Source organism: Halomonas sp. IOP_14, from assembly GCF_021021315.1.
In the GTDB taxonomy this organism is placed as follows: Bacteria; Pseudomonadota; Gammaproteobacteria; order Pseudomonadales; family Halomonadaceae; genus Vreelandella; species Vreelandella titanicae.
Map to the genome: position 1 here is coordinate 1 of NZ_JAINWD010000014.1, position 26,190 is coordinate 26,190.

Genomic DNA, 26,190 nt, shown 5'->3' on the forward strand with positions numbered 1-26,190 from the left:
ACTCATAGAGGTCTCTCCGAATGACGATAAATGACAAAAATCCCCGCTACCCTGAAGGGCCTGGGGCGGCGGCGTGGCACTACACCACGCGCCAACATTCAGCCGGTGATTAAACGCCGGATAGGGGTTTTAGCTCTACATTCAACAAGCTACGTAACTATTGATGTAGTAAAGCTACACAATTCTCTTAGAAGTTAGCCTTTTGTATAGGCGAAGATACCTCAAAGTCGCCACGCTGCCAATTCCGTCGCAGCGGAAAAGCCTATCGAAAACAAACTATTGCACTGCAACATAAGCAATTCATAGAGCATTTGCCATTGCGACCAAATAGTCATCCGATGTAATTAAACTACCGTTTTATTGCGTTATTAGTGAAATACTTAGCACACGGGGGAAAACGTAATCGAACCGCTAACGCTCAACACGCGATGTCAGCAGTTGCTGGAAATACGCCCAATCAAACGCCGGACCAGGATCCGTTTTGCGCAGCGGCGCCACATGGGCATGGCTGGTAATACGACTGCTATCTAGCTGAGGGTTGCGCGCCATTAGCCACACCACTGCTTCCACCAGAGTGTCATACTGTGCTTTGCGATAGGGGGTAACGTCATCCCCTTCAAGTTCAATCCCCACCGAGAAATCGTTGAGCGCCTTTCGCCAGCTTAGCTGGCGAGCATCCCACCAGTTGGAGCGCCCAGCATGCCAAGCACGCTGATCTGTATCAACAAACTGCACGCACTCACCATCGCGACGGATAAGCAGGTGTGCGGAGACTCTTAAGTGGGCAATTTCGGCGAAAAATGGATGTTCGTCTACCGCCAATTGATTGGTAAATAGCGCTTCAATAGCATTACCACTAAACTGACCAGGCGGAAGACTGATCGCATGAATCACTAGCAACGACACCTCACCGGTGGGCCGAGGGTCACAGTTCGGTGAAACGACTTTACGCGCGCTTTCCCACCACCCGTCAAGGGGTTGTTTATTTTCCACTGGCAAGGGCTCCTTTACGTTAGCGCTTTCTTTCTCTGTTCTCTTTCACCTTCACCGCTGTTTTTCACTACAATGCACGTCATCGAAGACGACGTTCAGGGAATTCACGGCCATGCATTATCAATCCGCTCTTGCTGAAGAAATCCGCGCCAGCGCCGCCCGCTTGCTGTCAGAAGACGTTGGCCCAGGTGATATTACCGCGCAATTGATCCCTGAACACCAGTGGGCCTGCGCCGACGTAATTACCCGTGAAACCGCAGTGCTGTGTGGCGCACCCTGGGTAGATGAGCTGTTTCGCCGCCTGGATAGTCGGGTAAGCCTGACCTGGCACGCCGCTGACGGCGATAAGCTAGAGGCTGAACAGTGTTTCTTAACCCTGGAGGGCCCCGCCCGTGTCCTGCTTACCGGCGAGCGGGCGGCGCTTAACGTATTGCAAACGCTGTCTGCCACCGCCACCGCCACCCGCGCATATGTCGACCTGATTGAAGACACCGGCGTTCGCCTGCTTGATACGCGTAAAACGCTGCCCGGCATGCGCTTGGCGCAGAAATATGCGGTCACCTGCGGCGGCGGCCACAACCACCGCATTGGCCTATGGGACGCGTTTTTGATCAAAGAGAACCATATTGCCGCCTGTGGAGGCATTCAAGCGGCGGTTGCGCAAGCGCGCAAGTTAGCCAACGACCTGCCCGTGGAAGTCGAGGTAGAAACCTTTGAAGAGCTGGATCAGGCATTGGCCGCGGGTGCTGATATTGTCATGCTCGACAATTTCGCCATCGAAGACCTGCACGTTGCCGTGGAAATTAACGGCGGCCGAGCCACCCTGGAAGCTTCAGGCAATGTGGATGCTGCCACCCTGCGGGCAATTGCCGATACCGGTGTTGACTGTATATCGAGCGGCGCACTGACCAAGGACATCGCCTCGATCGATCTTTCCATGCGCATTACCCGCAGCTATAGCGTTTGATGATTAGGTTTCGACAGCATTAAGCGATTTGGAAAGTTTATAACGCAGCAGTCGCTCCCCGCTTCGCTCGACCCACTCCTCGCCGTGGTTTTTCCAACCACGGCGCAGCAGGCGCTCATAGAGCATTGAACTCGCCTCTATCTCGATTTGCCCCTTTCCCTGCTCAAGCAGCAGCCGTTCGGCATGTACCAGCAGCGTGGTACCGATACCGCGACCGGCTAATGAGGGCCATACGTAGAGTGTTTCAACCCGCCCAGCGACTAAATCCAACTCCAGGAACCCCACGCAGCGACCATCACAGGTAGCCACTAAGGTTGTGTAGAGCGCTTGGCGCACTCCCCATGCACTGCCTTCGCGGGGCAACGCATTGGCCCACGCACGCCGCTCATCCAGCGTGTAATGCGTGGCCGCTCCCTGCATAACAGCGTGATAAAACACTTCCGCTTGGTCGGCGGCATCCCGTGCTAGCGCCGCGCGATAGGTTATTCGCGTACTGGTTGGCGCTTGCTGCTCCTCGGTATTGGTCATGCGTCACCTCTGAGCTGTTCAGCTATCATTTGATCAAGACACATTCGATCACGCCCCATTTGGTCACGCTTAAGCCATTGGCCTGCTTTATACTACTTGGATCAATTCTACGCGAATCAACCCCAGCAGAAGGCAGTGTGATGGACGATGCCCCTAACAGCGAGCACTTTACGCTGACGCCCATTGGTCATGTGGTTAGCGACTACCCCGATAAATTCGGTATTCCCCGCCAGCCGGGGCTCGCCCCTGCGGCCGATGCCCGGCTTGTACTCACTGCGCCCTACAACGATCCACTCGCGGTGCGCGGTTTGGAAGACTTCAGCCACCTGTGGCTGAGCTTTATTTTTCATCAAAGCCCCGAGCGCTGGTCGCCGCTGGTAAGGCCGCCGCGCCTGGGGGGCAATAAAAAGGTGGGGGTTTTTGCCAGTCGCAGCACCCACCGCCCTAACCGCCTGGGGCTCTCACTGGTGAGATTAGTCGGTATCGACACCCAGCACGGCGTTACGCTGCAGCTCCAGGGCTGCGATTTAGTCAGCGGCACCCCAGTGATTGATATCAAACCCTACCTGCCCTGGGCCGAATCCGAGCCTAACGCACAGGCCGGTTTCGCCCCTGAAACACCGCCACTCATGGACGTCACCTTTCATCCAGCGGCACTGGATACGCTTGCTCAGCGCCACGACAGCGCCACACTGCTGGCATTAATTGAGCAGGTACTCAGCCAAGACCCCAGGCCCGCCTATAAGCAAAAGGACAGGGATTCTGAGCGTCTTTACGGCGTACGCCTGCGCGACGTGGACGTTAAGTTTTGCCCTCGCCAAAATGGCGAAGCCACCACCTTAGAGGTGATGGCTATCGAACCTTACGCCGGGCAATAAATCTGACGTGCCGGCTTAAGCAGGAAAGGTAATGCCCAAACGGCGGCCAACTTCCTCATACGCTTCAATCACACCGCCCAACCCCTGACGGAAGCGGTCTTTATCGAGCTTCTCACGGGTGTTGGCGTCCCAAAGACGGCAACCATCCGGAGAGAACTCATCCCCCAGCACCACCTCGCCTTTGAATACACCAAACTCAAGTTTGTAATCCACCAGTAGCATATCGCCCTCAGCAAACAGCGCTTTGAGGATATGGTTAACCTTGAAGGTCAGCACCTTCATCTTGGCTAACTGCTCAGGCGTTGCCCAACCGAAAGTCTCCGCCAGCGACTCATTGATCATCGGGTCGCCCTTCTCGTCGTTCTTCAGAAACAACTCGAAGGTGGGTGGCGTCAGTGCAATTCCCTCTTCAACGCCGAGACGTTTTACCAACCCACCCGCGGCGATATTGCGCACCACACACTCCACCGGGATCATCTGCATCTTTTTGACCAGACTCTCGGTGTTGGAGAGCTGTTTTTCAAAGTGGGTGGGGATGCCCGCTTCCTGCAGCCGCTCCATAATGAAAGCGTTAAAGATGTTATTGACCACTCCCTTGCGGGCCAGCGACTCGACTTTTTTGCCATCGAAGGCGCTGGTGTCATCACGAAAATTGAGCACCAACAAATCCGGATCGTCGGTGGTGTACACAGATTTCGCCTTACCGGCGTAGAGTTCTTGGCGCTTTTCCATGGGGGCTCCGTAAGGGGTCAAGGATCAACAAATTAACGTAAATAGCCGGAGACACGCTCAAGCAGCTCGCGCTGATCATCGGCGCTGAATGCCCGCTCGCTGGCATTGATGGCACGCAGAATCGTCTGGTCGCCGTTAGGCTGCAGGGCAAGACGAATCTGCTGGGACATTTTGCGCACATCCGGGCTGAAGACGATTTGCAACGGGTTGCGGTTGCGCTCGGTTTCAGTCATGTACTCAACCATAAACTCATGACTGGCAGGGTCGACGGCCAGCAAATCACGCTGACCTTCCTGAGCAAAATCCAGCTCAAGATAGTGGTTCAACTCTGCCCATACCCGATCGACCGGCTGCGGGATCACCACTTCCCACTCGTCGTCCTGCTGGCGGATTTGCAGCGTTTGCTCACCGGTGAGGCGCTGAGCGGTCCAGGAAGAAGAGACACTGGCAGATGCACTGCGCGCGCTTAAATGGCTCTCTAACGCATCGAGGCAGCTCGCCATGGTTTGCCCGCCGCGTTCGCAGCGAACTTCGCTACTGCCTGCGCGTAGTGCACTTTGCAGGCGAATTTCCGCCTGGGGCGTGACGATAACGCCCTGAGAAGCACTGCTCTGCTGCACCTCCAACTGACGACTACGTACAAACTCTTCCAACTGCGGCCAGACCGTACCGGTGTCGGCGGCCACTACTAGCCAGGTTTGATCGCCCACTTCGCGACGCTCGACATACTCAGGTTCCATCCCACTGCCAATCGCCAATGACTGTGGCGGGCGAATCTCTGCTGCTTCGTCAAGCCGTGCACCTTGGGTGGCGGCTTGAGGAACCGGCAGCGCATCGCGATAGCGCTGGGTGTTGCGGGTCTCTGGCAGCACCAAAGGCGGCGCCGGAGCGGCCTCGGTGTAGTCCAAATTACGGTCGTGGTAAAAACCATCCCGCGCACAACCAGAAAGCGCGACAGCCGCTGCGAGTGCCAGCGGAACCCATTTAAGCGCACGTATTTCAAGCACAGAGCTCATCAAGCCACCTTAAGTCAACAATTCGGGTACCCAGCTCAACGGTAAGCGAGCTGGGTAGCAAAGGGTATTGCGTCGGACTACTCCTCTACGACACCCGCCAACTGCAGCGCTTCGCTCACCGTGGCGTGGTACTTTTCCGACAGCCAGGTTAGCGGTAAGCGAATACCCGCATCCGCGTACCCCATACGGTTCAGCGCCCACTTCACTGGAATAGGGTTCGACTCTATACCCAGGTTGGTATGCAGCGGCATCAAAAGCGTATTAATCTGATGCGCCTTATCGGAGTCGCCGGCCACCGCTGCCGAGCAAAGCTCATGCATCGCCCGGGGGGCAACGTTGGCGGTGACGGAGATATCCCCATGGCCACCCATCAACATAAAGTCGCAGGCGGTCGCATCATCACCGGAGTAGAGCATAAAACCACTGCCCTTCAGGCGAGTGATTAGATCTTCCGCACGCTCCAGGTTCCCCGTGGCGTCTTTTAAACCGATAATATTATCGACTTCGGCCAGGCGTAACACGGTCTCGTTGTAGATATCCGAGCAGGTGCGACCAGGCACATTGTAAAGAATAACCGGCAGGTCGCTGGCCTCGGCTGTGGCCTTGAAGTGCTGAAACAGGCCTTCCTGAGTAGGCTTGTTGTAGTAGGGAGCCACCGTCAGACAGTAATCTGCACCCACCTCTTTCGCGTAGCGGGTCAACTCCACTGCTTCGGTGGTGTTGTTCGAGCCGGTACCGGCTATGACCGGTATACGGCCATTGACCTCTTCCACCACGCTACGAATCACGTCAAAGTGCTCCGCAAACGACATGGTAGTCGGTTCGCCCGTGGTGCCAGCGGCGACAATGGCATCGGTGCCATTTTCGAGATGGAAGTTCACCAGACGACGAAGCGCCTCCCAGTCGATGTCGCCATTGACCTTCATAGGCGTCGCCAGGGCGACGATGCTGCCTGTGATCATCCGTTTATTCCTCACCAGCCAAATTGTGATATCAACTATCTGTGTTTTTGAATACGAGAGTTTTTTTCAAAACCGAGCGCGATCACGCTATTTTGCATCAAGCGCCGACACCGCACAGAGGCCAAATGGTACTCAGGCGATTCGAGCCTGTACAGCGTAAAGCGGTGTGAGTTTGTCGTCACCCTGTTTTGAGCTTTGACAACGGCCGCTGGCTTACGTGTAATCACGCGTAACAAGCAATATTAACACCCACCCTTAAAAGGATGCCTTATGCCTGTTGAAATTGGTCAACCCGTTGCTGACTTCTCCGCCACTGCCACGGGTGATACCACCGTGACACTGTCGGAAATGCGTGGCAAACAAGTGGTCATATACTTTTATCCCAAAGCCAGTACACCTGGCTGCACCACCGAGGGCGGTGACTTCCGTGACCGCAAACCCGCCTTCGATGCCGCTAATACGGTCATTCTTGGTGTTTCTCGAGATGGCTTGCGCGCCCAGGAGAATTTTAAGGCCAAACAGGATTTTAATTTCGACCTTATTTCAGATAAGGACGAAAACATCTGCACGCTATTTGATGTTATCAAGCTCAAGAAAATGTACGGCAAGGAGCACCTGGGCATCGAACGCAGCACCTTCCTGATTGATAAGGAGGGCAAGCTAGCCAACGAATGGCGCGGCGTTAAAGTACCTGGCCACGCGGAAGAAGTACTTGCTGCGGCTGAAAAGCTGAACGCTTCCAACTAACTCAACCAGAGCTCTATCTCAACCAGGGCTCTATTTCAGTTCAGCCCACTGCCCATAGTGATCTCTTGCGCGGGCAGTGGGTGAGCGCTATTCGGCTTCCTGGCTAGCTGTGGCTGGTATACTCCGACGCTCCTCCCGCTCATGCATGCTACGTGGCCAGGCGTAAATCAATGCCTTGAGCAGTGTTGCCAAGGGAATCGCAAAGAAGATCCCCCAGAAGCCCCAAATCCCACCGAAGAACAGTACCGCCACAATAATCGAAACCGGATGAATATTATTGGTCTCAGAGAACAATACCGGTGCCAATACGTTGCCATCCAGGGCTTGAATCACGCCATAAGCCACCAGCACATAGACAAAATCTTCACTAAGACCAAAATAGAACCCCGCTACCGCGGCGACCGGTAGTGTAGCCACCGCAGCACCGATATAAGGCACTAACACCGAAAGGCCGACCAACACCGCTAGCAGCGCTGTATACGGTAAGCCAAAGAACGCAAAGGTAAAGAACGCCACGGTGCCAACGATGATGATTTCAATAAATTTGCCGCGGATATAGTTGGCAATCTGATCGTCCATTTCGCGCCAAATACGCGATAGCAGCGTACGCTTTTGGGGCAGCAGCGAAAGAATAAAACCGACCAACACGTCGCGATCCTTGAGCATAAAGAACACCAGGATCGGCACCAGTACTAGGTAGATAATCAGCGACATAATATTGCCGAGCGAAGCCAGCGAAAGCGTTAAGGCGCGCTGGCCTAGCTGGCTAATCTCGCGGCTCGCCACGCCTATCCAGCTTTGCATCTGATCCGGCGTAATAATATTCGGATAGCGCGCCTGCAGTTCATCCAACCAGCCCTGGCCACTGGCGAACATCCGCGGTGTCTCTTGCACCAGCCCCACTAGCTGATTCCAGATCAACGGCATCAGAATAAACGCCAGGGTGAGCAGCACGCTGATAAAGGCCAAAAAGACCAGAATGACCGCTAGTAGGTGCGGTACCCCTCGCCGGGTAAACGCACTCACTACACCTTGCAAAAGAAACGCAATCACCAGTGCAGTAAAAAACGGCGCCAGCATGCGTCCAAACCAGATAATCGCGGCAAAGCCCGCCACCAGTACTATCAGCAGGATCAGCGCCTCCTCATCCGAGAAATAGCGTTCAACCCAGCTTTTTAAAATCGTGCGCAGGGTCATGAGTGCGCATCCCCAGCTTTTCTAATCCAATAAACATACACCTCGTCGCGCTGCTCACGACCTTCCAGCGTATGTGCACTTTGGTCGGTAAACGACGCCATATCACGCCACGAACCCGCATCGGTGGAACGCACTTCCAGTAACTGACCAGCCGCCAAACCTGCCAAGGCCTGCTTAGCCTTCAGCAAAGGCAGCGGGCAATGCAGCCCGCAAGCGTCAAGCACCGTGTCGGGTTGAAAGCCCTCGGATTGCTCAGACATATACACTCCCTCAAAATGACCTGCATACTCACGGCATTGTTACATAAACTATCTTTTTAGCGATTGATTTCACTAGGCAGTCGATTTAACGGCACTTCCCTGTGTTTATCAATGTCACACTCTTCACCAATGCCATACCCTGACCACTGTACTTATTCATTATTTATGAGGATGCCATGCCAACCCTTCGTATCGCTTACCCAGGCTGGATATGTGCGTTTGCTTGTGCCTGTGGCAGCCTACTGTTTAGCCCACCAAGCATTGCCTCCAGCGATTACGGCTTGCCGAGCTTAGGGGCGGCGTCTACCTCTGTCAGCAACGAAGAGTACCGCTTGGGCCGCGCCTGGTTGCGCCAGTTTCGTGCCCAAGCCCCCCAGTGGCAAGACCCCATAACCAATGATTATTTGCAAAGCCTGATTGCCCGGCTGGCCCCGCATAGTGATATTAACGGTCTGCGCACGATCACCGTCATGGTCGATAACGCTTCATTGAACGCCTTTGCCGTCCCTGGCGGCGTAGTAGGGATCAATTCAGGACTTTTCGCGTTTGCCGAAGATGAAGGCGCTTTTGTCTCGGTGCTAGCTCACGAACTGGGCCACCTCTCTCAACGCCACTATGCCCGAGGCAGTGCCCGCGCGGCTCAGACCCAACTGCCCGCCATGGCAGCCATGCTGGCGGGTATGCTGATTGCCGCCAGTGGCGGCGGCGACGCTGGAATGGCGGCCGCCATGGGCTCACAGGCGGCGCTGATCCAGGATCAGCTCAGCTACTCACGGCTGTTTGAGCAGGAAGCCGACAATATCGGTCTTCAGGCCATGGCCGATGCGGGCTATGACCCCGAGGCAATGGTGCGCATGTTCTCGGCCATGCAGCGTATGGCGCGCCTTCAGGGCGATACACCCCCCGAGTTCCTGCTGACCCACCCGGTCACCGACAATCGTTTAAGCGCCGCACAAGCCCGCGCTGCCCAGCTCAATGTTGCCGATGCATATACCAGCGACACCCTCTACGACATGATGCGCGCCCGGGCGCTGCTAAGCATTTACACTAATACGCCGCAGCAAGCTGCTTCGCGCCTTGCTCAGGAAGGCGCCGAACAAGCCGCTCAGGACTACTTAGCGGCACTGATCGATGCTCGCAACGGCCAAACCGATAGCGCCCTGGAGCAACTGGATAGGCTTGCCAACGAGCATCCCGACTTTGCCATGCTGCCCGCCTCTTCGGCTAGCGTCGCCCTGGAAGCTGGCCGCTACGATCAGGCCATTCAGCGCAGTCAGCAATTGCTACGTTTTATGCCCAACTACCTACCTGCCCAACTGATCTTGGCCGAAGCACAGCTGCAGCGCGACCCGCAGGCGGCCTATGACCTGCTGCGCGACATCACTTCCCAAAACCTGGAAAACCCGCAGGTCTTTAACCTGCTGGCCGAAGCCGCCGGGCGCAGTGGGCATGATAGCTGGGGGCACTTAGCCCGCGCAGAGTATCTTCAACTGACCGGCCGCGTCGATCGCGGCATTCGCCAACTTTCTATCGCTCGGGATGCTGCTGAGCGGGAAAATGATCAGCAGGCGCTGGCAAGAATCGAGCAGCGCCGCGAGGACTTCATTGAGTATCGCGAAGCGCTGGATGATTTTAACTAAACCTGTGTCATTGCAAGGAGCGCAGCGACGCGGCAATCTCAACCTGCGGTGGCAGTCACCCCGAGATTGCTTCACTTCGTTCGCAATGACACACCACATGTCATTGCTAGGAGCGCAGCGACGCGGCAATCTCAGCCAGCGGTGGCAGTACCCCCGAGATTGCTTCACTTCGTTCGCAATGACACCCCACATGTCATTGCGAGGAGCGCAGCGACGCGGCAATCTTAACCAGCGGTGGCAGTCACCCCGAGATTGCTTCACTTTGTTCGCAATGACATTCGGTTAATCTTTTCTCGCTAAGCATTGAAGTTAAGCATGCGCTCAAGGGGCTTTAAAGCCTGCAGACGCAGCGCTTCATCCACCTGAATTTCTCCACTTCCCTCACGCAACGCACCGGCTAGATTATCCAGCGCGTTCATGGCCATCCAGGGGCAGTGTGCACAGCTACGACAAGTGGCGCCGTTGCCTGCCGTCGGCGCTTCAAACAGCGTTTTATCCGGCACTGCCTGCTGCATCTTGAAGAAGATGCCACGATCAGTTGCCACGATCAGCTTATCGTTGGGCAGCTCTTTCGCGGCCTTGATCAACTGCGAGGTGGAGCCTGCCACGTCCGCCAGCTTCACTACTGGCTCAGGCGATTCGGGATGCACCAGTACTGCGGCATCTGGATAGATGCGCTTCAGATCTTCAACGCCCTTGGCCTTAAACTCTTCATGAACGATACAGGCGCCGTCCCACATCAGCATATCGGCGCCGGTTTTGTTCTGGATATAGCCGCCCAAATGCTTATCGGGCGCCCAGAGAATTTTCTCGCCTTTGGCCTGCAGGTGCTCAATCACCTCGACTGCAATCGACGAAGTCACCACCCAGTCTGCCCGCGCCTTAACGGCTGCAGAGGTGTTGGCATACACCACTACGGTGCGGTCAGGATGGGCATCACAGAAGGCGCTGAACTCATCGGCGGGGCAGCCAATATCCAGCGAGCAGGTGGCTTCCAAGGTGGGCATCAGCACGCGTTTTTCAGGCGAAAGGATCTTGGCGGTTTCGCCCATAAAGCGGACACCGGCGACGACCAGCGTGGTGGCTTCGTGGCGAGCACCAAAGCGTGCCATCTCCAGCGAGTCAGCGACACAGCCACCGGTCTCTTCCGCCAGTTGCTGAATGGCATCATCGGTGTAGTAGTGTGCGACCAAAACGGCGTTATGGGCCTTCAACAGTCGTTTGATCTCTTCAACCCGTGCCTGATCTTCCGCCGGAATGCGGGTCGGGCAGTAGGCTGTGGGTAGCGGGGCCTCAAGCTTCGCTTGAGTAGTCATAATAGTCATTGTGTCTACCACTGTGACGAACAGGGAATCCCCCTGTTAAACACTGGGCTACGGCGCAGTGCGTCTTGCACATGCACCGCTCGTTGGAGCGATGAGCCGCTGCGTCTCTCGCGATGGCCATCGCTTAAAATCTATTCTAGACAGATTTATTCTAAACCATTTTGGCGGGAAATAGCGTTTGACTGCAAACAGATTGTCACACATAGCAAAACGCCCCTGGCAGCTAAACTGCCAGGGGCGTTGAATTTGGTGGGTCGTGCAGGATTCGAACCTGCGACCAATTGATTAAAAGTCAACTGCTCTACCAACTGAGCTAACGACCCAAACTTGCTGTGCTGATCACTTTCCAGCGTTACTACACATACTGTTACTACACATACTTTAAACGTTCACCACTGCATTCAAACTGACTTTATTCAAACTGATCAGTCGTTTGAATGGTGGGTCGTGCAGGATTCGAACCTGCGACCAATTGATTAAAAGTCAACTGCTCTACCAACTGAGCTAACGACCCGCCTGAACGGATGCATATCCTACGCTTACACCTTATTGATAGCAAGCGTTTTTTCGCTTTCACTCTACAATAATGAACCATTTGCGTGCCCGCTGGCGTCACTCAATGCTGACAGGCACGCTTATCAGCCTAACCGCTAACGACTGAGCACCAAGCGGTTCAACGGGCTCTGCAAGCCGCGCTTAGCGAGCCTTGCTTTTCGGTTTGCGCAGTGCCTGTACCGGCTTACGCTTGTGCTTATCGCGGTTCCAGCGATTCTTCTCATCCGGTGTCAACGCGGGCACTTTACGTGTTTCCAAGTTAGCCAGCGTGGCTAAGTCATCCACCTCATCCTGGGTAAGTTCGACCCATTCGCCGGCTTTCGCCCGCTTATCGAGGAAGATATTGCCGTAGCGCACGCGTTTAAGACGACTAACCGTCAGCGCCTGGGATTCCCAAAGACGACGCACTTCACGGTTGCGCCCTTCGAGAATCACCACGTGGAACCAGGTGTTGATGCCTTCGCCACCAAACTCCTGAACATCGGTAAAGCGCGCCGGGCCATCTTCAAGCATGACCCCATCGACCATGGCCAGGATATGCTCGCGCTTCACTTCACCCATCACGCGAACCGCGTACTCGCGCTCCACCTGGGTAGAGGGGTGCATCAAACGGTTGGCCAGCTCACCGTCGGTAGTGAACAGCAGCAAACCACTGGTGTTGATATCCAGGCGACCGATCGCAATCCAACGTTCGCCTTTCAGGCGCGGCAAGCGGTCAAACACCGTGCGGCGACCTTCTGGATCCTTACGGGTGCATAGCTCGCCTTCCGGCTTGTTATACATAATCACCCGGCGTGGCACTTCTTCTTCTGGGCGCAATGCCACCGGACGGTCATCAAAACTGACTTTATCCCGCGCTTCAACGCGGTCGCCCAGCTTAGCCACCTGGCTATTCACTTTAACACGGCCGGCGGAAATCGCCGTTTCCATCTCACGACGCGAGCCAAGGCCTGCACGGGCCAAGACTTTTTGCAGCTTTTCGCTGGTGGGGGGCGTGGTGTTATTACTCTGACTCATGGTCGTCTGACCTCACATCGGTAGTCTCCGTGCTTTCGCGCTCATCTTGTTGGCGCTTGGCACGTGCCGCGAGCCGAGCCTGTAGGTCGGCAAAACTCAGCGGCTGGGTTAACGCCGTCTCGGCGTGCGTGTCGGCTATCTCAGCCGAGGTTATCTGTTCTTTCTGAGGTGGCGCATCCTGCACCGTTTTGATCGTTTCGTCCAGTGCTTCATGGTCTGTACCGGGGCCATTTTCTTCCTGAATGTCAGTATCCATCGTCATCCCCGGTTCTTCAGATATCTCGTTTTCATCCCAGCTTGCCAGGGTGTGCATGGGCGGCAATGCATCGAGGGTTTTTAACCCAAAATCGTCTAAAAAGCTGCGTGTGGTGGCGTATACCGCTGGTCGGCCAGGCACATCACGATGACCGACCACCCGAATCCAGCCGCGCTCAGCCAAGGTGCGCATAATGGAACTACTCACGCTGACACCGCGCACTTCCTCAATGTCCCCACGAGTAACCGGCTGCCGATAGGCAATTAATGCCAGTGTCTCCAGCAGCGCCCGCGAGTAGCGCTGGGGGCGTTCATCCCATAACCGCGACACCCACTGGGAAAGCCGCGGACGAATGCGCAGTTGGTAGCCTGAGACCGTTTCCAGGAGCTCCAGTGCACCGCCAGAATGTCGCTGCTGCAAACGTTCCAGGACGTCACGAAGCTCTTTGCGCGGGGGGCATTCGCCCTCAAGAAAGAGTGTCTCCAACCGCTCAAGGGGCAAGGGTTCGCCAGCGGCCAGCAGTGCGGCTTCAACAATATCATCTAAAACAATGTCATCTAACGCGGTGACGGTGTTACTCATGGCGTCTCCTCGTCAGGTTCAAAAGCGGACTCGCCATAGGCATCATCTTCTATCTCGCCCTCATCAAAAGCGCTCTCCTCGCCGTCAGCAAGGGCAGCGCGTCGCGCGCGCACGTGAATTGGCGACAGCGGCGCATTTTGGACAATTTCAATCATGGCTTCTTTGGCCAGCTCAAGAATCGCCATAAACGTGACCACCACGCCTGCGCGCCCCTCCTCTAAAGTAAATAGCGCTTCAAAGGGGGTATAGCGCTGATGGGCGTCGTCGTAACTTAGCTGCTCCATGATCTTGAGCATGCGCTCGCGGGTAGAGAGAACCTCGCGGCTGATCTGGTGGGCCTGCACCAGCTCGGCACGCTTGAGGATATCGGAGAGCGCGCTGAGCAATTCATCCAATTCCACCTCGGGGTGAATCACACGGGATTCCAGTGGCGGTAAGCCCGCCTGCACGCTGAACCAGTCACGTCCCATACGCGGTAATGTGTCCAGCGTCTCTGCTGCCTCTTTAAGGCGTTCGTACTCTTGCAGACGGCGGATAAGCTCAGCGCGGGGATCCTCCTCGTCATCGCCCTCAGCCTTCGGCGGGCGGGGCAACAAGGTGCGCGACTTGATCTCAGCCAGCATAGCGGCCATCAACAGGTATTCCCCCGCCAGCTCGATCTCCATGGCCTTCATCAGCTCCACGTACTCGATGTACTGGTGGGTGATGGTCGCCACGTTGATGGTCAGAATATCCAGGTTTTGGCGGCGAATCAGATAGAGCAGCAGATCCAGCGGGCCTTCAAAGGCCTCTAAAAAGACACGCAGTGCTTCCGGGGGAATATACAAATCCTCCGGCATTTGCGTAATCGGCTCATTAAACAGACGCCCAAGCGAAGCTGCCACTGGCTCGGTGGGTTCGGAATCAGGGCTTGCTAAATCAACAGTAACGCTTGGCGTCTCGCTCACGCGGGTCGGCTCTCTTGGAAAATGGAAATCGGCACAAGCGAACAGTTTAGCAAAGTCGTCAGCATTCGCGTTGCTCTATTAGAGAGTAAGCACAAGCGTACTACCCCGCCTCCACCGCTTTGCGGTAGCGGCCAGTATAGTCAAACAGCTTGTCACGGATTTGGAAATGGCGCCCCACTTTGCGGCCTACGACAAAATCCGGGTGGCGTAGGCGGCGCTGTTCGGCGACGACTTCCTCGGCGCTTAGCGGCTGCCATTTACCTCCCGGTGCGCGCAGATGGTAGCGCAGAAAGGCAGCATAGAAGGCGCGCCGCTGAGCGGGGGTTTCCAGCGCGTACCACTCGGCAAGATGGGTGCCATCTTCGTCATGATAGGTGACTTTTAAGCGCGGCAGGCCACGGCCGTTGGTGGTCGCTTCCAGCTGCATACCGCTTACCCGCAGTACCTTGGCGTCTTTAAGCTTTAGGGCATCTTTGAGTTTATCATCCGCGTCCACCAACAGTTTGTCACAGCCGTGACAGCGGCGGGCGGCAATATCATTCTCGGCGCCGCACTCCTCGCAAACTTTAAAACGGAACCGAAACTCACATTGCTTTTTATAGGCGCCCGAAGCCGCGCCGCGCTGGCCGTTAGCTACGCTGGAAGTCCAATCAGGGTCTTCGACCAGCCCCTGACAACGACGGCCAAAGTGCTCTATCACTAGCTCGCCATCACGCTTCCCCCAATACACATTGGCATGACCACAGGCGGGGCACTCCACCTGCACTGGCTCGCTGTCACTATCCGGCTTCGGCTCACCCACTTCCGGTGCGTAGATATCCCAGGGGTTGCCGGCATAATCCAGAATCAGGCAGTCGCTCTTGCCCGGCGACAGGCGCAGCCCTCTGCCCACCATCTGCTGGTAGAGGCTCACCGATTCGGTAGGCCGCAAAATAGCGATCAAATCCACGTGGGGAGCATCGAAACCGGTGGTCAGCACCGCGACGTTCACCAGGTATTTTAGTTTCCGCGCTTTAAAAGCATCGATCAGCGCAGTGCGCTCTTGGGAAGGTGTTGCACCGGTAATTAAAGCCGCCTCTGCTCGGGGTAAATAACCGATAATTTCTTCAGCGTGGGCCACGGTGGCGGCAAAAATCATCACGCCCTGGCGATCAACCGCACGTTCGACGATTTGCCCGATAATGCCTGGCGTCGCTCGACTGCCCGCCACCACGCGATTCAGCTCTTCCTCTTGGAACAGACCGCTTGAAGAGGGTTTGAGTGCGGAGAAGTCATAGCCCTCAATCGCCATATCCAGGCGCTTGGGCGCAGCCAGATAGCCCTGCTTCACCATCAGACGCAGCGGCTGCTCGAAGACGCAGTCACGAAAAAAACTCTCTTCGCTGCCCCGCACCATACCGTGATGGTGGCGATAATAGATAAACCCCTGCCCCAAACGGTACGGCGTCGCGGTGAGGCCGAGTATTTTAAGCTGTGGATTGTGCTGGCGCAGGTGCTCAATCACCTGACGATAGCTAGCGTCTTCGTTGAGTGATACACGATGGCTCTCGTCGATGACCAGCAGGGTAAAATTAGCGTCGTTAAAACTCTCCAGGTTACGCACCACCGACTGCACCGAGCCAAATACCACTTGCCGACTCGCCTCTTTGCGCTTTAAACCGGCGCTAAAAATATCCGCCTCAAGCCCATAAGCCTGGTACTTGGCATGGTTCTGCTCCACCAGCTCACGCACATGGGCCAGCACCAGCACCCGCCCACGGGCCAAACGCGCTAGCTCAGCGATCACCAGGGATTTACCACTGCCCGTGGGCAGCACCACCAGCGCAGGCTCGCTTGAGGCTCGGAAATGGCTCACCACGCGCTTGACCGCTTCCTGCTGATAGGGGCGAAGCTGGGGCGTTGGTGAGGTGGCTAGTGAGGAGCTAGGTATCGACAAATTAATTAGCCCGCTATTGAACTATTACGACTTTAGTCGCGTCGTAGTAGTGATGGTTTAAATAATCCCAGAAATCGCAACGTTTATCAGCGAGAAGATACTAGTGAGGTGAGCCATGACTACCAACCATTTCAGCCCTGAGTGCCCGGAATGCAGCAGTCGTTTAAAACGCCTGCCCGCCACGCGGCGTGGTAAAGCCCATGTGTTCTGCATGGATTGCGGACATGATTTTGGGCGCTTCGAATACCTCGTTGAGCGCTACCGGTTAGAGCTTGAAACGCTGGAGGCCAAACTAGGATTGCCGCCCGAAGGAGCTGATAAAACACCGGCTAGCGCTCCCGAGCGGCACTCTTAATAACTGTTGTCACGACTCGCGTAACTGTTAACGGCGGAAAAAAATCCGCCGTTAACATGGGCGCTATGCCCAACGCATTATCAGGAGCATTACTGGAATCAGTTGAGCCAAACCCGAGCGTTGCGGAATAGCCGCAGCCAGGCGCCATCTTCAGTCCACTCTGCCGGGCGCCAGGAGTTGGTAACCGCCCGAGCAACGCGCTCAGGGTGGGGCATCATAATGGTTACCCGGCCATCCGGCGTGGTCAGACCGGTAATGCCCGCCGGTGAGCCGTTGGGATTTGCCGGGTAGCGCGTGGTCGCCTGGCCGTAGTTATCGATATAGCGCAGAGCAATTTGGTTGCTCGATTGCATGCTGCGCAGATGAGCGCTGTCGCGGAACTCCGCCTGCCCTTCACCATGAGCAACGGCGATGGGCAGTTTTGAGCCCTCCATACCGGCGAGCAGAATCGAGGGGCTTTTCTCGACTCGCACCATGGAAACGCGGGCCTCAAATTGCTCGGACTCATTGCGCACAAAGGTCGGCCAGTTTTCAGCGCCAGGAATTAGCGATTTCAACTGCGAGAGCATTTGGCAACCGTTACATACGCCCAGCGAGAAACTATCGTCGCGGGCGAAGAACGCCGCAAACTGCTCCTGGGCGCGCTCATTAAACAGCACCGACTTGGCCCAGCCACCGCCAGCACCAAGCACGTCGCCGTAGGAGAAGCCACCGCAGGCCACAAGCCCTTTGAACTCTTCCAGCGAAACACGCCCCGCCAGGATGTCGCTCATATGCACATCCACCGCCTCAAACCCGGCCTTATCGAAAGCCCAGGCCATTTCTACCTGGCCATTGACGCCCTGTTCACGCAGCACCGCCATGGCAGGCTTAGCTGTGTTGACATAAGGCGCGCTGATATCTTCATTAATATCAAAGGTGGGCGTGGCAGATAGCCCCGGGTCGCGGCCATCGAGCAGATTGTCGTATTCGTTCTTGGCGCATTCGGGGTTGTCGCGCAGCGCCTGCATACGGTAACTGGTTTCTGTCCAGGTACGCTGGGTAAGCTGACGAGTGGTTTCCAACAAAGGCTCTTCAAACAGCGTGACGCGCACCTGGTCATCGTAACGCGGGCGGGCGATGACGCCACAGGTTTCGATACCCGCCACGGCAAACTGCGCCAGCACTTCTTCAGTGTGTTCACGATTGACCTGAATCACGGCACCCAGCTCTTCCGAGAACAGCGCGTTCAACGCCTCCACTGGCTCGTCGATCATCCAGTCGAGCTTGATCTCAAGCCCGGCGTGGGCAGCAAAGGCCATTTCCAGCAGCGTGACCAGCAGGCCACCATCGCTACGATCGTGATACGCCAGCAGCTTGCCGTCGCGGTTCAGGCCTTGAATGACTTCGAAGAACGCTTTGATATCTTCCGGGTCGTCCACATCGGGGCAGTCATTGCCCACCTGGCCATACACCTGCGCCAAAGCGGAGCCGCCCAACCGATTCTGACCGTTGCCCAGGTCGACCAAAATCAAATCCGACTCGTCTTGATCCAGATTGATCTGCGGCGTGAGCGTCGCCAGGGCGTTGGTCACCGGAGCAAAACCGGTCACCACTAGCGAAAGGGGCGACGTCACGCTCTTCTCTTCGTATTCGCCCTGCTCGTTCTCATCCTGCCAAGCGGTACGCATCGACATCGAATCTTTGCCCACCGGAATCGCAATGCCCAGCGCCGGACACATTTCCATACCTACCGCATAAACCGCATCGTAAAGCGCCTGATTTTCACCTGGGTGATCCGCCGCGCTCATCCAGTTAGCGGAGAGCTTGATATCGCTCAGTTTGGCAATCGGTGCTGCCGCCAAATTGGTAATCGCTTCGGCCACCGCTAAGCGAGCGCTAGCAGCAGGGTTGATCAAGGCTACCGGGGGACGTTCCCCCATGGCCATGGCTTCACCGGTGTGGGTATCAAAGCTTGCCGTGGTCACCGCTACATCGGCTACCGGCACTTGCCAGGGGCCGACCATTTGGTCGCGAGCCACCTGGCCGGTGATCGAGCGGTCACCAATGGTGATCAGGAAGCTTTTGGAGGCCACGGTAGGTAAGCGCAGTACGCGATCAAGTGCTTCGCGCAGGTCAAGATTATCCAGCATCATGCCGGAGAGCTCCGGATTGCGACGCTCAAATTCGCGCTGCATCTTGGGTGCTTTGCCGAATAGCACGCTCATCGGTAGGTCAACCGGCTTACTCTCAAAATGGCCGTCGCGCACTTCAAGATGGTGCTCTTCCAAGGCTTCGCCGACTACCGCATAGGGGCAGCGCTCGCGCTTGCACAGGGCATCAAATGTATCCAAATCCTCTGGTGCAACCGCAAGCACGTAACGCTCCTGGGCCTCATTACACCAAATCTCCAGCGGGCTCATACCCGGCTCGGCGTTGGGCACCGCGCGCAGATCAAAACGACCACCACGGTTGCCATCTTTTACTAGCTCGGGCAACGCATTGGAGAGCCCACCCGCGCCAACATCGTGGATAAAGCGAATCGGGTTGTGATCCCCCAGCGCCCAGCAGCGGTCGACCACCTCTTGAGCACGGCGCTCAATCTCAGGGTTTTCACGCTGCACCGAAGCGAAATCCAAATCGGCACTGGAAGTGCCGGAGGCCATGCTGGAGGCTGCACCGCCGCCCAGGCCAATCAACATCGCCGGGCCACCCATCACAATCAGCTTGCCGCCGACAGGGATATCACCCTTCTGAACATGGTGGGCACGGATATTGCCATAACCACCGGCGAGCATAATCGGCTTATGGAAACCGCGCCGCTCGATACCGCCGTCGTTAAGTGACTCCTGCTCGTAGGTGCGGAAATAGCCGGTTAGATTGGGGCGGCCAAATTCATTGTTGAACGCGGCGCCCCCAATGGGGCCCTCGAGCATAATATTGAGCGCCGACTCCATACGCCCTGGCTTGCCGTAATCAAAGGCTTCCCAGGGCTGTACGAATTCTGGAATGCGCAGGTTGGAAACCGTAAAACCTGAAAGACCCGCTTTGGGCTTGCCCCCAATGCCGGTAGCACCTTCGTCACGGATTTCTCCACCGGAGCCGGTCGCCGCGCCTGGGAAAGGGGCAATCGCTGTGGGGTGGTTATGGGTCTCTACCTTCATCAGGATATGAATGGGTTCCTGATGAGTGGCGTAGAGTGCGCGCTCGTCGTCAACGCCTGTCAGCGGCGTGGCAAAGAAGCGCCCAGCCTGACTGCCCTTGATCACAGCGGCATTGTCGCTGTAAGCCGAGAGAACATTGTCCGGCGACGACGCAAAGGTATTCTTGATCATCTTAAACAGCGAGTGGCTCTGCAGCTCGCCGTCGATCATCCAATCGGCGTTGAAGATTTTGTGACGGCAGTGCTCAGAGTTGGCCTGAGCAAACATCATCAGCTCAACGTCGCTGGGGTTACGCCCCAACTCATTGAAAGCATCGACAAGATAGTCGATTTCATCTTCTGCCAGCGCCAGCCCCAGCGCCTGGTTGGCCGTTGCCAACGCATCCCGGCCACCCTCAAGAATATCCACACTGCCCAGCGGTGCCGGGTCGTGTTGAGCAAACAGCTTAGCGGCGTCCGAGGCATCGGCTAGCACGGTTTCGGTCATACGGTCGTGTAGCAGTGCCGCCAGCGCGCTCAAACTCTCTTCGTCCGGCATCGCGGTGAAGCTGACCCGGTAATCGATGCCGCGCTCGATGCGGCTAATTTGGCGCAAGCCGCAGTTGTGGGCGATATCAGTCGCCTTGGATGACCAGGGCGACTGGGTGCCTAGGCGCGGCACCACCAAAAAGCGCTGGGCGCGCTCAGGAACCTCTACGCTCGAGTGAGTACCGTAATCAAGTAACTGCACCAAACGTTCGCGGGCAGCGTCATCCAGTTCCTCGCGGCGCTCATGGGAGTGAACATCGATAAAATGAACATAGTGGGCAGACAGCGCTTCCACCTCGGGAACACGTTCACGCAGCACCGTTAACAGCCGAGCATGACGGAAGGCAGAAAGGGCGGGCGCGCCTCGCAGTTCGAGCATATCCTGAAGCCTCTAGAGCAGGGAAATTCGAGCAGGGAAATCACCGGGCCGCTAGGCGGCCGTGCTTTTATGGTGCCGGAAAACACAGATAATGTGGTACCGGAAAACGCCTATGATACTGGAAACCAGCCGTCACACGAAATCAACAAGGTGACAGCCTGCCCCTGGCTGGGTATCGTGGCAGCTTGTTTCATGCCGACAAGACGCCATGCTGACGTTGATTTGCCGACATTTTGTAGCCCGTGCCAGCGCTTATTATGCGCTAATAGCGATTACGCTTCTGACTCTGGTGCCCACCCTCTCCCTGGTTCCTCCCGGCGAGCATCTGACTCAGATCACTGCAAAAGATTTTATTACCGTTCACACCCGTAATACACCCACCACTTATTACCAAGGTCGCCAGGGCCCTACCGGCTTTGAGTACGAGCTAATGCACCGCTTTGCCGACTATCTAGGGGTGAGTCTTAACCTTAACGCCCGCCATCACCCTGAAAGCGTGCTGCCGGCGGTACGTGAGAGCGGCGACCTGGGCGCGGCAGCGCTACCCCTGCTGCCTAACCCCTCTGGTGTTTACTACACCCGTCCGATTATCAAGATGCAGCCGCTAGTGGTATACCGGCGCGGGCTTAATGGTATTAGTGAACCAAGCGACCTTGTCGGCCTGGAGCTTGGTACGCTTAGCGAAGCGGGTACCAGCGAAGCACTGCGCGATCTCCAGAAACGCCACCCCACCCTAAGCTGGAAAGAGTCCCATGAGTTGGAGGTCGCCGAACTGCTGGCCCGGGTTGAAAACGGCACCCTGGACGCAGCGGTTATTTTTGAGCATCAGTTCCGCTTGAACCGGCTGTTTTTCCCCAACGTTGAGCGTGGCTTTATCCTCGGCGACCCGCTCTCCATGGCATGGGCAGTGCCCAGCGGTCGCGGTTTGGGGTTACTCGAAGCCGCTAATCGCTTCCTCCAAGACCTGCAGGAGAGCGGCACGCTAGATCAGCTAGTCAGCCGCTACTTCGGTCATGACGACTACTTGGAGTATGTCGGTACCCGCACCTTTCTTGACCATCTGGATGCACGCCTGCCCCGCTATACTGAATTATTCCAGCAATCCGCCCAGGAAACAGGTTTTGATTGGAAGCTACTCGCGGCCGTGGGCTACCAGGAGTCGCACTGGGATCCAGATGCGGTCTCGCCGACCGGGGTGCGTGGTTTAATGATGCTAACCAACCCCACTGCCAGCGAGATGGGCATCAGCGACCGCACCGACCCGGCCCAAAGCATTGATGGCGGTGCCCGTTATTTGCGCAGCATCAAAGACCGCCTACCGGAAAGCATTACCGGTGATGACCGGCTTTTTATGGCCATGGCTGCCTATAATGTGGGGCTAGGGCATTTATACGACGCCCGTAAGATTGCCGAGATGCGAGGCGGTGACCCCGACAGCTGGACGGATGTACGCGCCGCACTGCCCCTGCTACAGCAGCGTGAATGGCACAGCCAAACGCGGCATGGCTACGCCCGTGGTGGCGAGCCAGTAATATACGTACGCAATATCCGTCGCTACTACGAAATGATTGAGTATGTTGAACGTAGCCGCCAGCAGTTTTTCCAACTAGAACAAACGTCAGTCAACGATGATCCACTGCTATTGTTCGAACTTGTGCCGCCGCTTGATTAACACTTCTTAACTATTTCTGGCTAAGTTGATCGCGTCGCGCGGTGAAAAAACGCTTCAGTAATTTTTGCGAGGGTGCTGCTAATACACCGCCAGTCACCGCGACCTGATGGTTGAACCACGGCTGCGCCAGTAGGTTAGCCTTTGATTCAACCATGCCAGCCCGAGGCTCAGCAGCACCGTAAACCAAACGGGCTAGGCGAGCATGTATCATCGCCCCTGCGCACATCATGCACGGCTCTAAGGTGACAAACAGCGTGCAGCCCTCAAGCCGATAGTTCCCCTGCTGCTGCCCCGCCTCGCGCAGCGCACGAACTTCCGCATGGCCGCTGGGGTCGCAACTGGCTACCGGGGCGTTGCAGCCAACGCCTATGACCTCCCCCTGCGCATCGACGACAACCGCCCCTACGGGCACCTCACCTGCCGCAGCGGCCAAGTGTGCTTGGTCAAGCGCCCGGTGCATGTAAAATTCATCGCTGCGCATAAACGTAAACTCCGCTAAGGTAGCTAAACGATCGTATGAAAGGGTTGTCCCCCGTCGTAGCAACTCACTTTCATCGACAGCATTCGATTGAGACAGCCGCAAGGATACCGAGAATGACAGACGCGCTGAACAAACTGGTAGCGTTACTGGAGCTAGAAACGCTGGAAGAGACGCTATATCGTGGCCAGAGTCAGGATCTAGGCTTTCCTCAGCTCTATGGTGGTCAGGTACTCGGCCAAGCGCTTGCAGCCGCTGCGCGCACAGTGCCCATTGAGCGCCGCCCGCACTCTCAGCACGGCTACTTTCTGCGTCCTGGTGACCCACATCGCCCCGTTGTCTACCAAGTGGATACCATTCGCGATGGCGGCAGCTTCACGACCCGTCGTGTCACTGCCATTCAAAAAGGCCGGCCAATCTTCTTCTGCAGCGCCTCCTTTCAAAGCGCTGAGGCGAGCTTTAGCCATCAGCGCACCATGCCGGATGTGCCGACACCCGAAGCGTTAATCGAGAACGGCGAGGCCAAGCATGACCGCTTTCCCGGTCACCCGATTGAGTTTGTGCATCTACCCGGCAACCCCGACAACGGTACACCTGCTGGCCAATGCTTATGGTTTCGTCTTTCCGGCACGCTGCCAGACGACCCGGCGTTGCACCGCCACTTGCTCTCTTACGCCTCTGACTTCAATCTGCTGACCACCAGCCTGATTCCCCATGGCATTGAGTACCGAGACCCCAAGCTACGCATTGCCAGCCTTGACCATGCCCTGTGGCTCCACCAGGACACCCGCCTGGACGATTGGCTGTTATACGTCATCGACTCACCCTGGACAGGCGGCGCTCGCGGGCTGGCGCGGGGGCATATTTACAGCCGCGATGGCCGCTTAGTGGCCTCCACCGCTCAGGAAGGGTTAACACGCTATTCTCAAAGCTAAATAAATAATCTCTCAAAACATTTACGCCCGCTAAGCAGCGGGCGTAAATCGACTAACCAGGGAGCAGTGCCTTAACCGCCATAAACGTCATTAATTGACTGCAGCGGGTAGTGCGCCGGGAAAGGCTTACGGGCGACACCAGAATCAACCGCGGCTTGCGCCACCGCCGAGGAAACCCGCGCCAGCAAGCGAATATCGACCGGCGTGGGGATGATGTACTCGCGGCCAAAACTCATCTCGGTGCGCTCGTAGGCGTCCAGCACTTCCTGAGGAACCGGCTCGCGGGCCAGGTCTTTCAAGGCATGCACCGCGGCCAGCTTCATCTCTTCATTAATGCGCGTGGCGCGAACATCCAAAGCGCCGCGGAAGATAAACGGGAAGCCCAGCACGTTGTTGACCTGGTTCGGGAAGTCTGAACGGCCGGTGGCCATGATCACATCCGGGCGCGCCTCCCGGGCAACGTCAGGATGGATCTCCGGATCCGGGTTGGTGCAGGCAAAAATCACCGGATCTGGCGCCATTTTTTTCACCTGCTCAGCAGACAGCAGCCCTGGGCCTGACAGGCCGATAAAGACGTCAGCATTGTCGATGGCATCGTCCAAGGTGCGCATCTCGGTATCGCGGGCGAATTCAGCCTTATATTCGTTGATACCTTCGCGATCAGTATGAATAACGCCACGCCGATCCAGCATTACCAAATTCTCTTTACTTGCACCACAGGAGACCAGCAGCCGCATACAGGCAATCGCCGCCGCCCCTGCACCCATGCAAACGATCTTGACGTTCTCAATTTTTTTGCCCGCGATATCCAAGGCATTAAGCATGCCGGCCGCTGTCACAATTGCGGTGCCGTGCTGGTCATCGTGGAAGACCGGGATGCTGCAGCGCTCAACCAGTGCTTTCTCAATTTCAAAACACTCCGGCGCCTTGATGTCTTCAAGGTTAATCCCGCCCCAGGTATCGGCAATGCGCGCGACGGTATCGATAAACGCCTGCGGGCTTTCCGCATCCACTTCGATATCCACCGAATTGATGCCTGCAAAGCACTTAAACAGCACGCCCTTGCCTTCCATCACTGGCTTGCTCGCCAGCGGGCCCAGATTACCCAACCCCAGAATAGCGCTGCCATCGGTAATGACGGCGACCAGATTGCCCTTGCCGGTATAGCGGTAAGAATTTTCCGCATCCCTGGCGATTTCAAGTACTGGCTCAGCCACGCCTGGGCTATACGCCAGTGCCAAATCCCGTGCTGTCGCGGTGGGTTTGGTCAACTCCACCGAAAGCTTACCGGGAATCGGTTTCGCGTGATAATCCAAAGCAGCCTGCTTATTTGCATCCGTCATGGTCAGAGTCCAGTTAACATAAAGTAGATAAGTCGTTTCAGAATATAGAAAAAACCATAGCGCCTCAAGCGCGCCGTCAACTTACGACAAAACGCTCGTTTAACCGAATTTTATCTTCACATTCGTCACTTTTAGCCACTATTTGCAGAAACTTATGCAAACAGGCTTTACTCATAATGCTTTACTTATTGCTGCATAACAGAATTTATGGAAATTTTTTTCACATAAAACTCATGCAGCAAGCATATCCAGCTCACAAAAAACCCACGCCGAGGCGTGGGTTTTGCGCGAGCATAGCCTTATAGGAATAGCCTGATAGGAACAGGCATGCTGGCGATATGGCTATCCGACTGGGATTAGCCGCGCTTAACAGCAGCGCCGAAACGCTTGTTGAAACGCTCTACGCGGCCACCAGTGGTCGCTTGCTTCTGCTTACCAGTGTAGAACGGGTGGCAGTTAGAGCACACATCCAAGGAGAAGTCCTGACCAGAGGTCGTACCTACTTGGAAAGTGGCGCCGCAAGAACAGCTGGCGGTGACCGTGTTGTAATTCGGGTGAATACCTTGTCTCATTTCGAGCCTCACGAAGCTATATGCCGCCACCTGATCTCGTGCCAGGTACCGCATACGGGTTTGGAAAAAACGACTAACCGGTTAGCCGCTCTGTCGTTACGATAGGTCTTTACAAATAGATCGATAAAGATCGTTAGGATTCAGAGCGGTCGCATATTCTAGCAAAACTAACGCCGGAGGCCAATTGGCTGACTCTTTTTCTTCGCAGGCATACTCTCAAGGACAGTCTCAAAGACCGTCCCAAAGAT

At 56.2% G+C, this 26,190-nt stretch carries 23 protein-coding genes and 2 tRNA genes; 7 read left to right on the forward strand and 18 right to left on the reverse strand.

What is annotated here, in order from left to right; all coding sequences use genetic code 11:
* Positions 1 to 411: 411 nt before the first annotated feature.
* A complete protein-coding gene (ampD, locus tag K7H09_RS11985; protein ID WP_022522123.1) occupies positions 412 to 993 on the reverse strand; it encodes a 1,6-anhydro-N-acetylmuramyl-L-alanine amidase AmpD in 582 nt (193 codons plus the stop codon).
* Between the two features lie 112 nt (positions 994 to 1,105).
* Here ampD and nadC point away from each other — a divergent pair, with 112 nt between their 5' ends.
* Positions 1,106 to 1,960 carry a carboxylating nicotinate-nucleotide diphosphorylase gene (gene nadC, locus K7H09_RS11990; protein WP_041159389.1) on the forward strand — a complete coding sequence of 285 codons (855 nt, stop codon included), beginning with the start codon at positions 1,106 to 1,108 and terminating at the stop codon, positions 1,958 to 1,960.
* A 3-nt stretch (positions 1,961 to 1,963) separates the two neighbouring features.
* Here nadC and K7H09_RS11995 read toward each other — a convergent pair whose 3' ends face one another.
* A complete protein-coding gene (locus K7H09_RS11995; protein WP_022522121.1) occupies positions 1,964 to 2,488 on the reverse strand; it encodes a GNAT family N-acetyltransferase in 525 nt (174 codons plus the stop codon).
* A gap of 140 nt (positions 2,489 to 2,628) precedes the next feature.
* Here K7H09_RS11995 and tsaA point away from each other — a divergent pair, with 140 nt between their 5' ends.
* Positions 2,629 to 3,366: a tRNA (N6-threonylcarbamoyladenosine(37)-N6)-methyltransferase TrmO gene (gene tsaA, locus K7H09_RS12000; protein ID WP_141440700.1), complete on the forward strand. Its 738-nt coding sequence runs from the start codon at positions 2,629 to 2,631 to the stop codon at positions 3,364 to 3,366.
* Between the two features lie 15 nt (positions 3,367 to 3,381).
* Here tsaA and purC read toward each other — a convergent pair whose 3' ends face one another.
* The 3 genes from purC to dapA all read right to left on the reverse strand — a co-directional run bounded on the left by purC (position 3,382) and on the right by dapA (position 6,076).
* Positions 3,382 to 4,098 carry a phosphoribosylaminoimidazolesuccinocarboxamide synthase gene (purC, locus tag K7H09_RS12005; RefSeq protein WP_230804801.1) on the reverse strand — a complete coding sequence of 239 codons (717 nt, stop codon included), beginning with the start codon at positions 4,096 to 4,098 and terminating at the stop codon, positions 3,382 to 3,384.
* Between the two features lie 32 nt (positions 4,099 to 4,130).
* Positions 4,131 to 5,114 carry an outer membrane protein assembly factor BamC gene (bamC, locus tag K7H09_RS12010; protein WP_022522118.1) on the reverse strand — a complete coding sequence of 328 codons (984 nt, stop codon included), beginning with the start codon at positions 5,112 to 5,114 and terminating at the stop codon, positions 4,131 to 4,133.
* Positions 5,115 to 5,191: 77 nt separating this feature from the next.
* Positions 5,192 to 6,076 (reverse strand): 4-hydroxy-tetrahydrodipicolinate synthase, encoded by an 885-nt coding sequence (dapA, locus tag K7H09_RS12015; RefSeq protein WP_022522117.1) that lies wholly within the window; start codon positions 6,074 to 6,076, stop codon positions 5,192 to 5,194.
* 270 nt (positions 6,077 to 6,346) lie between these two features.
* Between dapA and K7H09_RS12020 the strand changes: the two genes are divergently transcribed.
* Positions 6,347 to 6,823, forward strand: a complete 477-nt coding sequence (locus K7H09_RS12020; protein WP_022522116.1) for a peroxiredoxin — start codon at positions 6,347 to 6,349, stop codon at positions 6,821 to 6,823.
* Positions 6,824 to 6,910: 87 nt separating this feature from the next.
* Here the strand turns inward: K7H09_RS12020 and K7H09_RS12025 are convergent, their stop codons facing one another.
* Together K7H09_RS12025 and K7H09_RS12030 are read right to left on the reverse strand one after the other, a co-directional pair.
* Complete coding sequence (locus tag K7H09_RS12025) at positions 6,911 to 8,020, reverse strand: AI-2E family transporter (protein ID WP_009287428.1); 1,110 nt, start codon at positions 8,018 to 8,020, stop codon at positions 6,911 to 6,913.
* Positions 8,017 to 8,280, reverse strand: a complete 264-nt coding sequence (locus K7H09_RS12030; protein WP_022522114.1) for a sulfurtransferase TusA family protein — start codon at positions 8,278 to 8,280, stop codon at positions 8,017 to 8,019. The genes K7H09_RS12025 and K7H09_RS12030 overlap by 4 nt, the downstream gene beginning before the upstream one ends.
* A gap of 176 nt (positions 8,281 to 8,456) precedes the next feature.
* Here K7H09_RS12030 and K7H09_RS12035 point away from each other — a divergent pair, with 176 nt between their 5' ends.
* On the forward strand, positions 8,457 to 9,920 hold the full coding sequence (locus K7H09_RS12035; RefSeq protein ID WP_022522113.1) for a M48 family metalloprotease: 1,464 nt from the start codon (positions 8,457 to 8,459) through the stop codon (positions 9,918 to 9,920).
* A 296-nt stretch (positions 9,921 to 10,216) separates the two neighbouring features.
* Here the strand turns inward: K7H09_RS12035 and nadA are convergent, their stop codons facing one another.
* From nadA to K7H09_RS12070, 7 genes are all read right to left on the reverse strand, one after another.
* A complete protein-coding gene (gene nadA / locus K7H09_RS12040) occupies positions 10,217 to 11,245 on the reverse strand; it encodes a quinolinate synthase NadA (protein WP_027958657.1) in 1,029 nt (342 codons plus the stop codon).
* A gap of 247 nt (positions 11,246 to 11,492) precedes the next feature.
* Positions 11,493 to 11,568, reverse strand: a tRNA-Lys gene (locus K7H09_RS12045).
* A 115-nt stretch (positions 11,569 to 11,683) separates the two neighbouring features.
* Positions 11,684 to 11,759, reverse strand: a tRNA-Lys gene (locus K7H09_RS12050).
* A gap of 182 nt (positions 11,760 to 11,941) precedes the next feature.
* On the reverse strand, positions 11,942 to 12,817 hold the full coding sequence (gene rluB, locus K7H09_RS12055; protein ID WP_009287431.1) for a 23S rRNA pseudouridine(2605) synthase RluB: 876 nt from the start codon (positions 12,815 to 12,817) through the stop codon (positions 11,942 to 11,944).
* Entirely contained in the window at positions 12,804 to 13,655 is an 852-nt protein-coding gene (gene scpB / locus K7H09_RS12060) for an SMC-Scp complex subunit ScpB (protein WP_009287432.1), read from the reverse strand. Before scpB ends, rluB begins: the two co-directional genes overlap by 14 nt.
* Positions 13,652 to 14,602 (reverse strand): segregation and condensation protein A, encoded by a 951-nt coding sequence (locus K7H09_RS12065; protein ID WP_141440699.1) that lies wholly within the window; start codon positions 14,600 to 14,602, stop codon positions 13,652 to 13,654. The genes scpB and K7H09_RS12065 overlap by 4 nt, the downstream gene beginning before the upstream one ends.
* Positions 14,603 to 14,702: 100 nt before the next feature.
* Positions 14,703 to 16,538 (reverse strand): DEAD/DEAH box helicase, encoded by a 1,836-nt coding sequence (locus K7H09_RS12070; protein WP_141440698.1) that lies wholly within the window; start codon positions 16,536 to 16,538, stop codon positions 14,703 to 14,705.
* A gap of 115 nt (positions 16,539 to 16,653) precedes the next feature.
* Between K7H09_RS12070 and K7H09_RS12075 the strand changes: the two genes are divergently transcribed.
* On the forward strand, positions 16,654 to 16,893 hold the full coding sequence (locus K7H09_RS12075) for a hypothetical protein (protein ID WP_027958654.1): 240 nt from the start codon (positions 16,654 to 16,656) through the stop codon (positions 16,891 to 16,893).
* Between the two features lie 98 nt (positions 16,894 to 16,991).
* Here K7H09_RS12075 and purL read toward each other — a convergent pair whose 3' ends face one another.
* Positions 16,992 to 20,942: a phosphoribosylformylglycinamidine synthase gene (purL, locus tag K7H09_RS12080; RefSeq protein ID WP_141440697.1), complete on the reverse strand. Its 3,951-nt coding sequence runs from the start codon at positions 20,940 to 20,942 to the stop codon at positions 16,992 to 16,994.
* Between the two features lie 208 nt (positions 20,943 to 21,150).
* On the opposite strand from purL, the gene mltF reads away from it, so the two are divergent.
* Complete coding sequence (mltF, locus tag K7H09_RS12085) at positions 21,151 to 22,614, forward strand: membrane-bound lytic murein transglycosylase MltF (RefSeq protein WP_009287436.1); 1,464 nt, start codon at positions 21,151 to 21,153, stop codon at positions 22,612 to 22,614.
* A gap of 10 nt (positions 22,615 to 22,624) precedes the next feature.
* On the opposite strand, the gene tadA is transcribed toward mltF, so the two are convergent.
* Positions 22,625 to 23,095 (reverse strand): tRNA adenosine(34) deaminase TadA, encoded by a 471-nt coding sequence (gene tadA / locus K7H09_RS12090; RefSeq protein ID WP_027958651.1) that lies wholly within the window; start codon positions 23,093 to 23,095, stop codon positions 22,625 to 22,627.
* A 113-nt stretch (positions 23,096 to 23,208) separates the two neighbouring features.
* On the opposite strand from tadA, the gene K7H09_RS12095 reads away from it, so the two are divergent.
* Positions 23,209 to 24,027, forward strand: coding sequence for an acyl-CoA thioesterase (locus tag K7H09_RS12095; protein ID WP_022522108.1), 819 nt, complete (start codon positions 23,209 to 23,211; stop codon positions 24,025 to 24,027).
* Positions 24,028 to 24,098: 71 nt separating this feature from the next.
* Here the strand turns inward: K7H09_RS12095 and K7H09_RS12100 are convergent, their stop codons facing one another.
* The gene (locus K7H09_RS12100; RefSeq protein WP_041159395.1) at positions 24,099 to 25,370 is read right to left on the reverse strand and encodes a malic enzyme-like NAD(P)-binding protein; all 1,272 of its coding nucleotides are present in this window, start codon (positions 25,368 to 25,370) and stop codon (positions 24,099 to 24,101) included.
* 356 nt (positions 25,371 to 25,726) lie between these two features.
* Positions 25,727 to 25,942, reverse strand: a complete 216-nt coding sequence (rpmE, locus tag K7H09_RS12105; RefSeq protein ID WP_081742600.1) for a 50S ribosomal protein L31 — start codon at positions 25,940 to 25,942, stop codon at positions 25,727 to 25,729.
* Positions 25,943 to 26,190: the final 248 nt, after the last annotated feature.

Coding starts and splice junctions, on each gene's coding strand:
- nadC (WP_041159389.1), top strand. CDS start 1,106: ATGCATTATCAATCCGCTCTTGCTGAAGAAATCCGCGCCAGCGCCGCC.
- K7H09_RS11995 (WP_022522121.1), bottom strand. CDS start 2,488: ATGACCAATACCGAGGAGCAGCAAGCGCCAACCAGTACGCGAATAACC.
- tsaA (WP_141440700.1), top strand. CDS start 2,629: ATGGACGATGCCCCTAACAGCGAGCACTTTACGCTGACGCCCATTGGT.
- purC (WP_230804801.1), bottom strand. CDS start 4,098: ATGGAAAAGCGCCAAGAACTCTACGCCGGTAAGGCGAAATCTGTGTAC.
- bamC (WP_022522118.1), bottom strand. CDS start 5,114: ATGAGCTCTGTGCTTGAAATACGTGCGCTTAAATGGGTTCCGCTGGCA.
- dapA (WP_022522117.1), bottom strand. CDS start 6,076: ATGATCACAGGCAGCATCGTCGCCCTGGCGACGCCTATGAAGGTCAAT.
- K7H09_RS12020 (WP_022522116.1), top strand. CDS start 6,347: ATGCCTGTTGAAATTGGTCAACCCGTTGCTGACTTCTCCGCCACTGCC.
- K7H09_RS12025 (WP_009287428.1), bottom strand. CDS start 8,020: ATGACCCTGCGCACGATTTTAAAAAGCTGGGTTGAACGCTATTTCTCG.
- K7H09_RS12030 (WP_022522114.1), bottom strand. CDS start 8,280: ATGTCTGAGCAATCCGAGGGCTTTCAACCCGACACGGTGCTTGACGCT.
- K7H09_RS12035 (WP_022522113.1), top strand. CDS start 8,457: ATGCCAACCCTTCGTATCGCTTACCCAGGCTGGATATGTGCGTTTGCT.
- nadA (WP_027958657.1), bottom strand. CDS start 11,245: ATGACTATTATGACTACTCAAGCGAAGCTTGAGGCCCCGCTACCCACA.
- rluB (WP_009287431.1), bottom strand. CDS start 12,817: ATGAGTCAGAGTAATAACACCACGCCCCCCACCAGCGAAAAGCTGCAA.
- scpB (WP_009287432.1), bottom strand. CDS start 13,655: ATGAGTAACACCGTCACCGCGTTAGATGACATTGTTTTAGATGATATT.
- K7H09_RS12075 (WP_027958654.1), top strand. CDS start 16,654: ATGACTACCAACCATTTCAGCCCTGAGTGCCCGGAATGCAGCAGTCGT.
- purL (WP_141440697.1), bottom strand. CDS start 20,942: ATGCTCGAACTGCGAGGCGCGCCCGCCCTTTCTGCCTTCCGTCATGCT.
- mltF (WP_009287436.1), top strand. CDS start 21,151: ATGCTGACGTTGATTTGCCGACATTTTGTAGCCCGTGCCAGCGCTTAT.
- tadA (WP_027958651.1), bottom strand. CDS start 23,095: ATGCGCAGCGATGAATTTTACATGCACCGGGCGCTTGACCAAGCACAC.
- K7H09_RS12095 (WP_022522108.1), top strand. CDS start 23,209: ATGACAGACGCGCTGAACAAACTGGTAGCGTTACTGGAGCTAGAAACG.
- K7H09_RS12100 (WP_041159395.1), bottom strand. CDS start 25,370: ATGACGGATGCAAATAAGCAGGCTGCTTTGGATTATCACGCGAAACCG.
- rpmE (WP_081742600.1), bottom strand. CDS start 25,942: ATGAGACAAGGTATTCACCCGAATTACAACACGGTCACCGCCAGCTGT.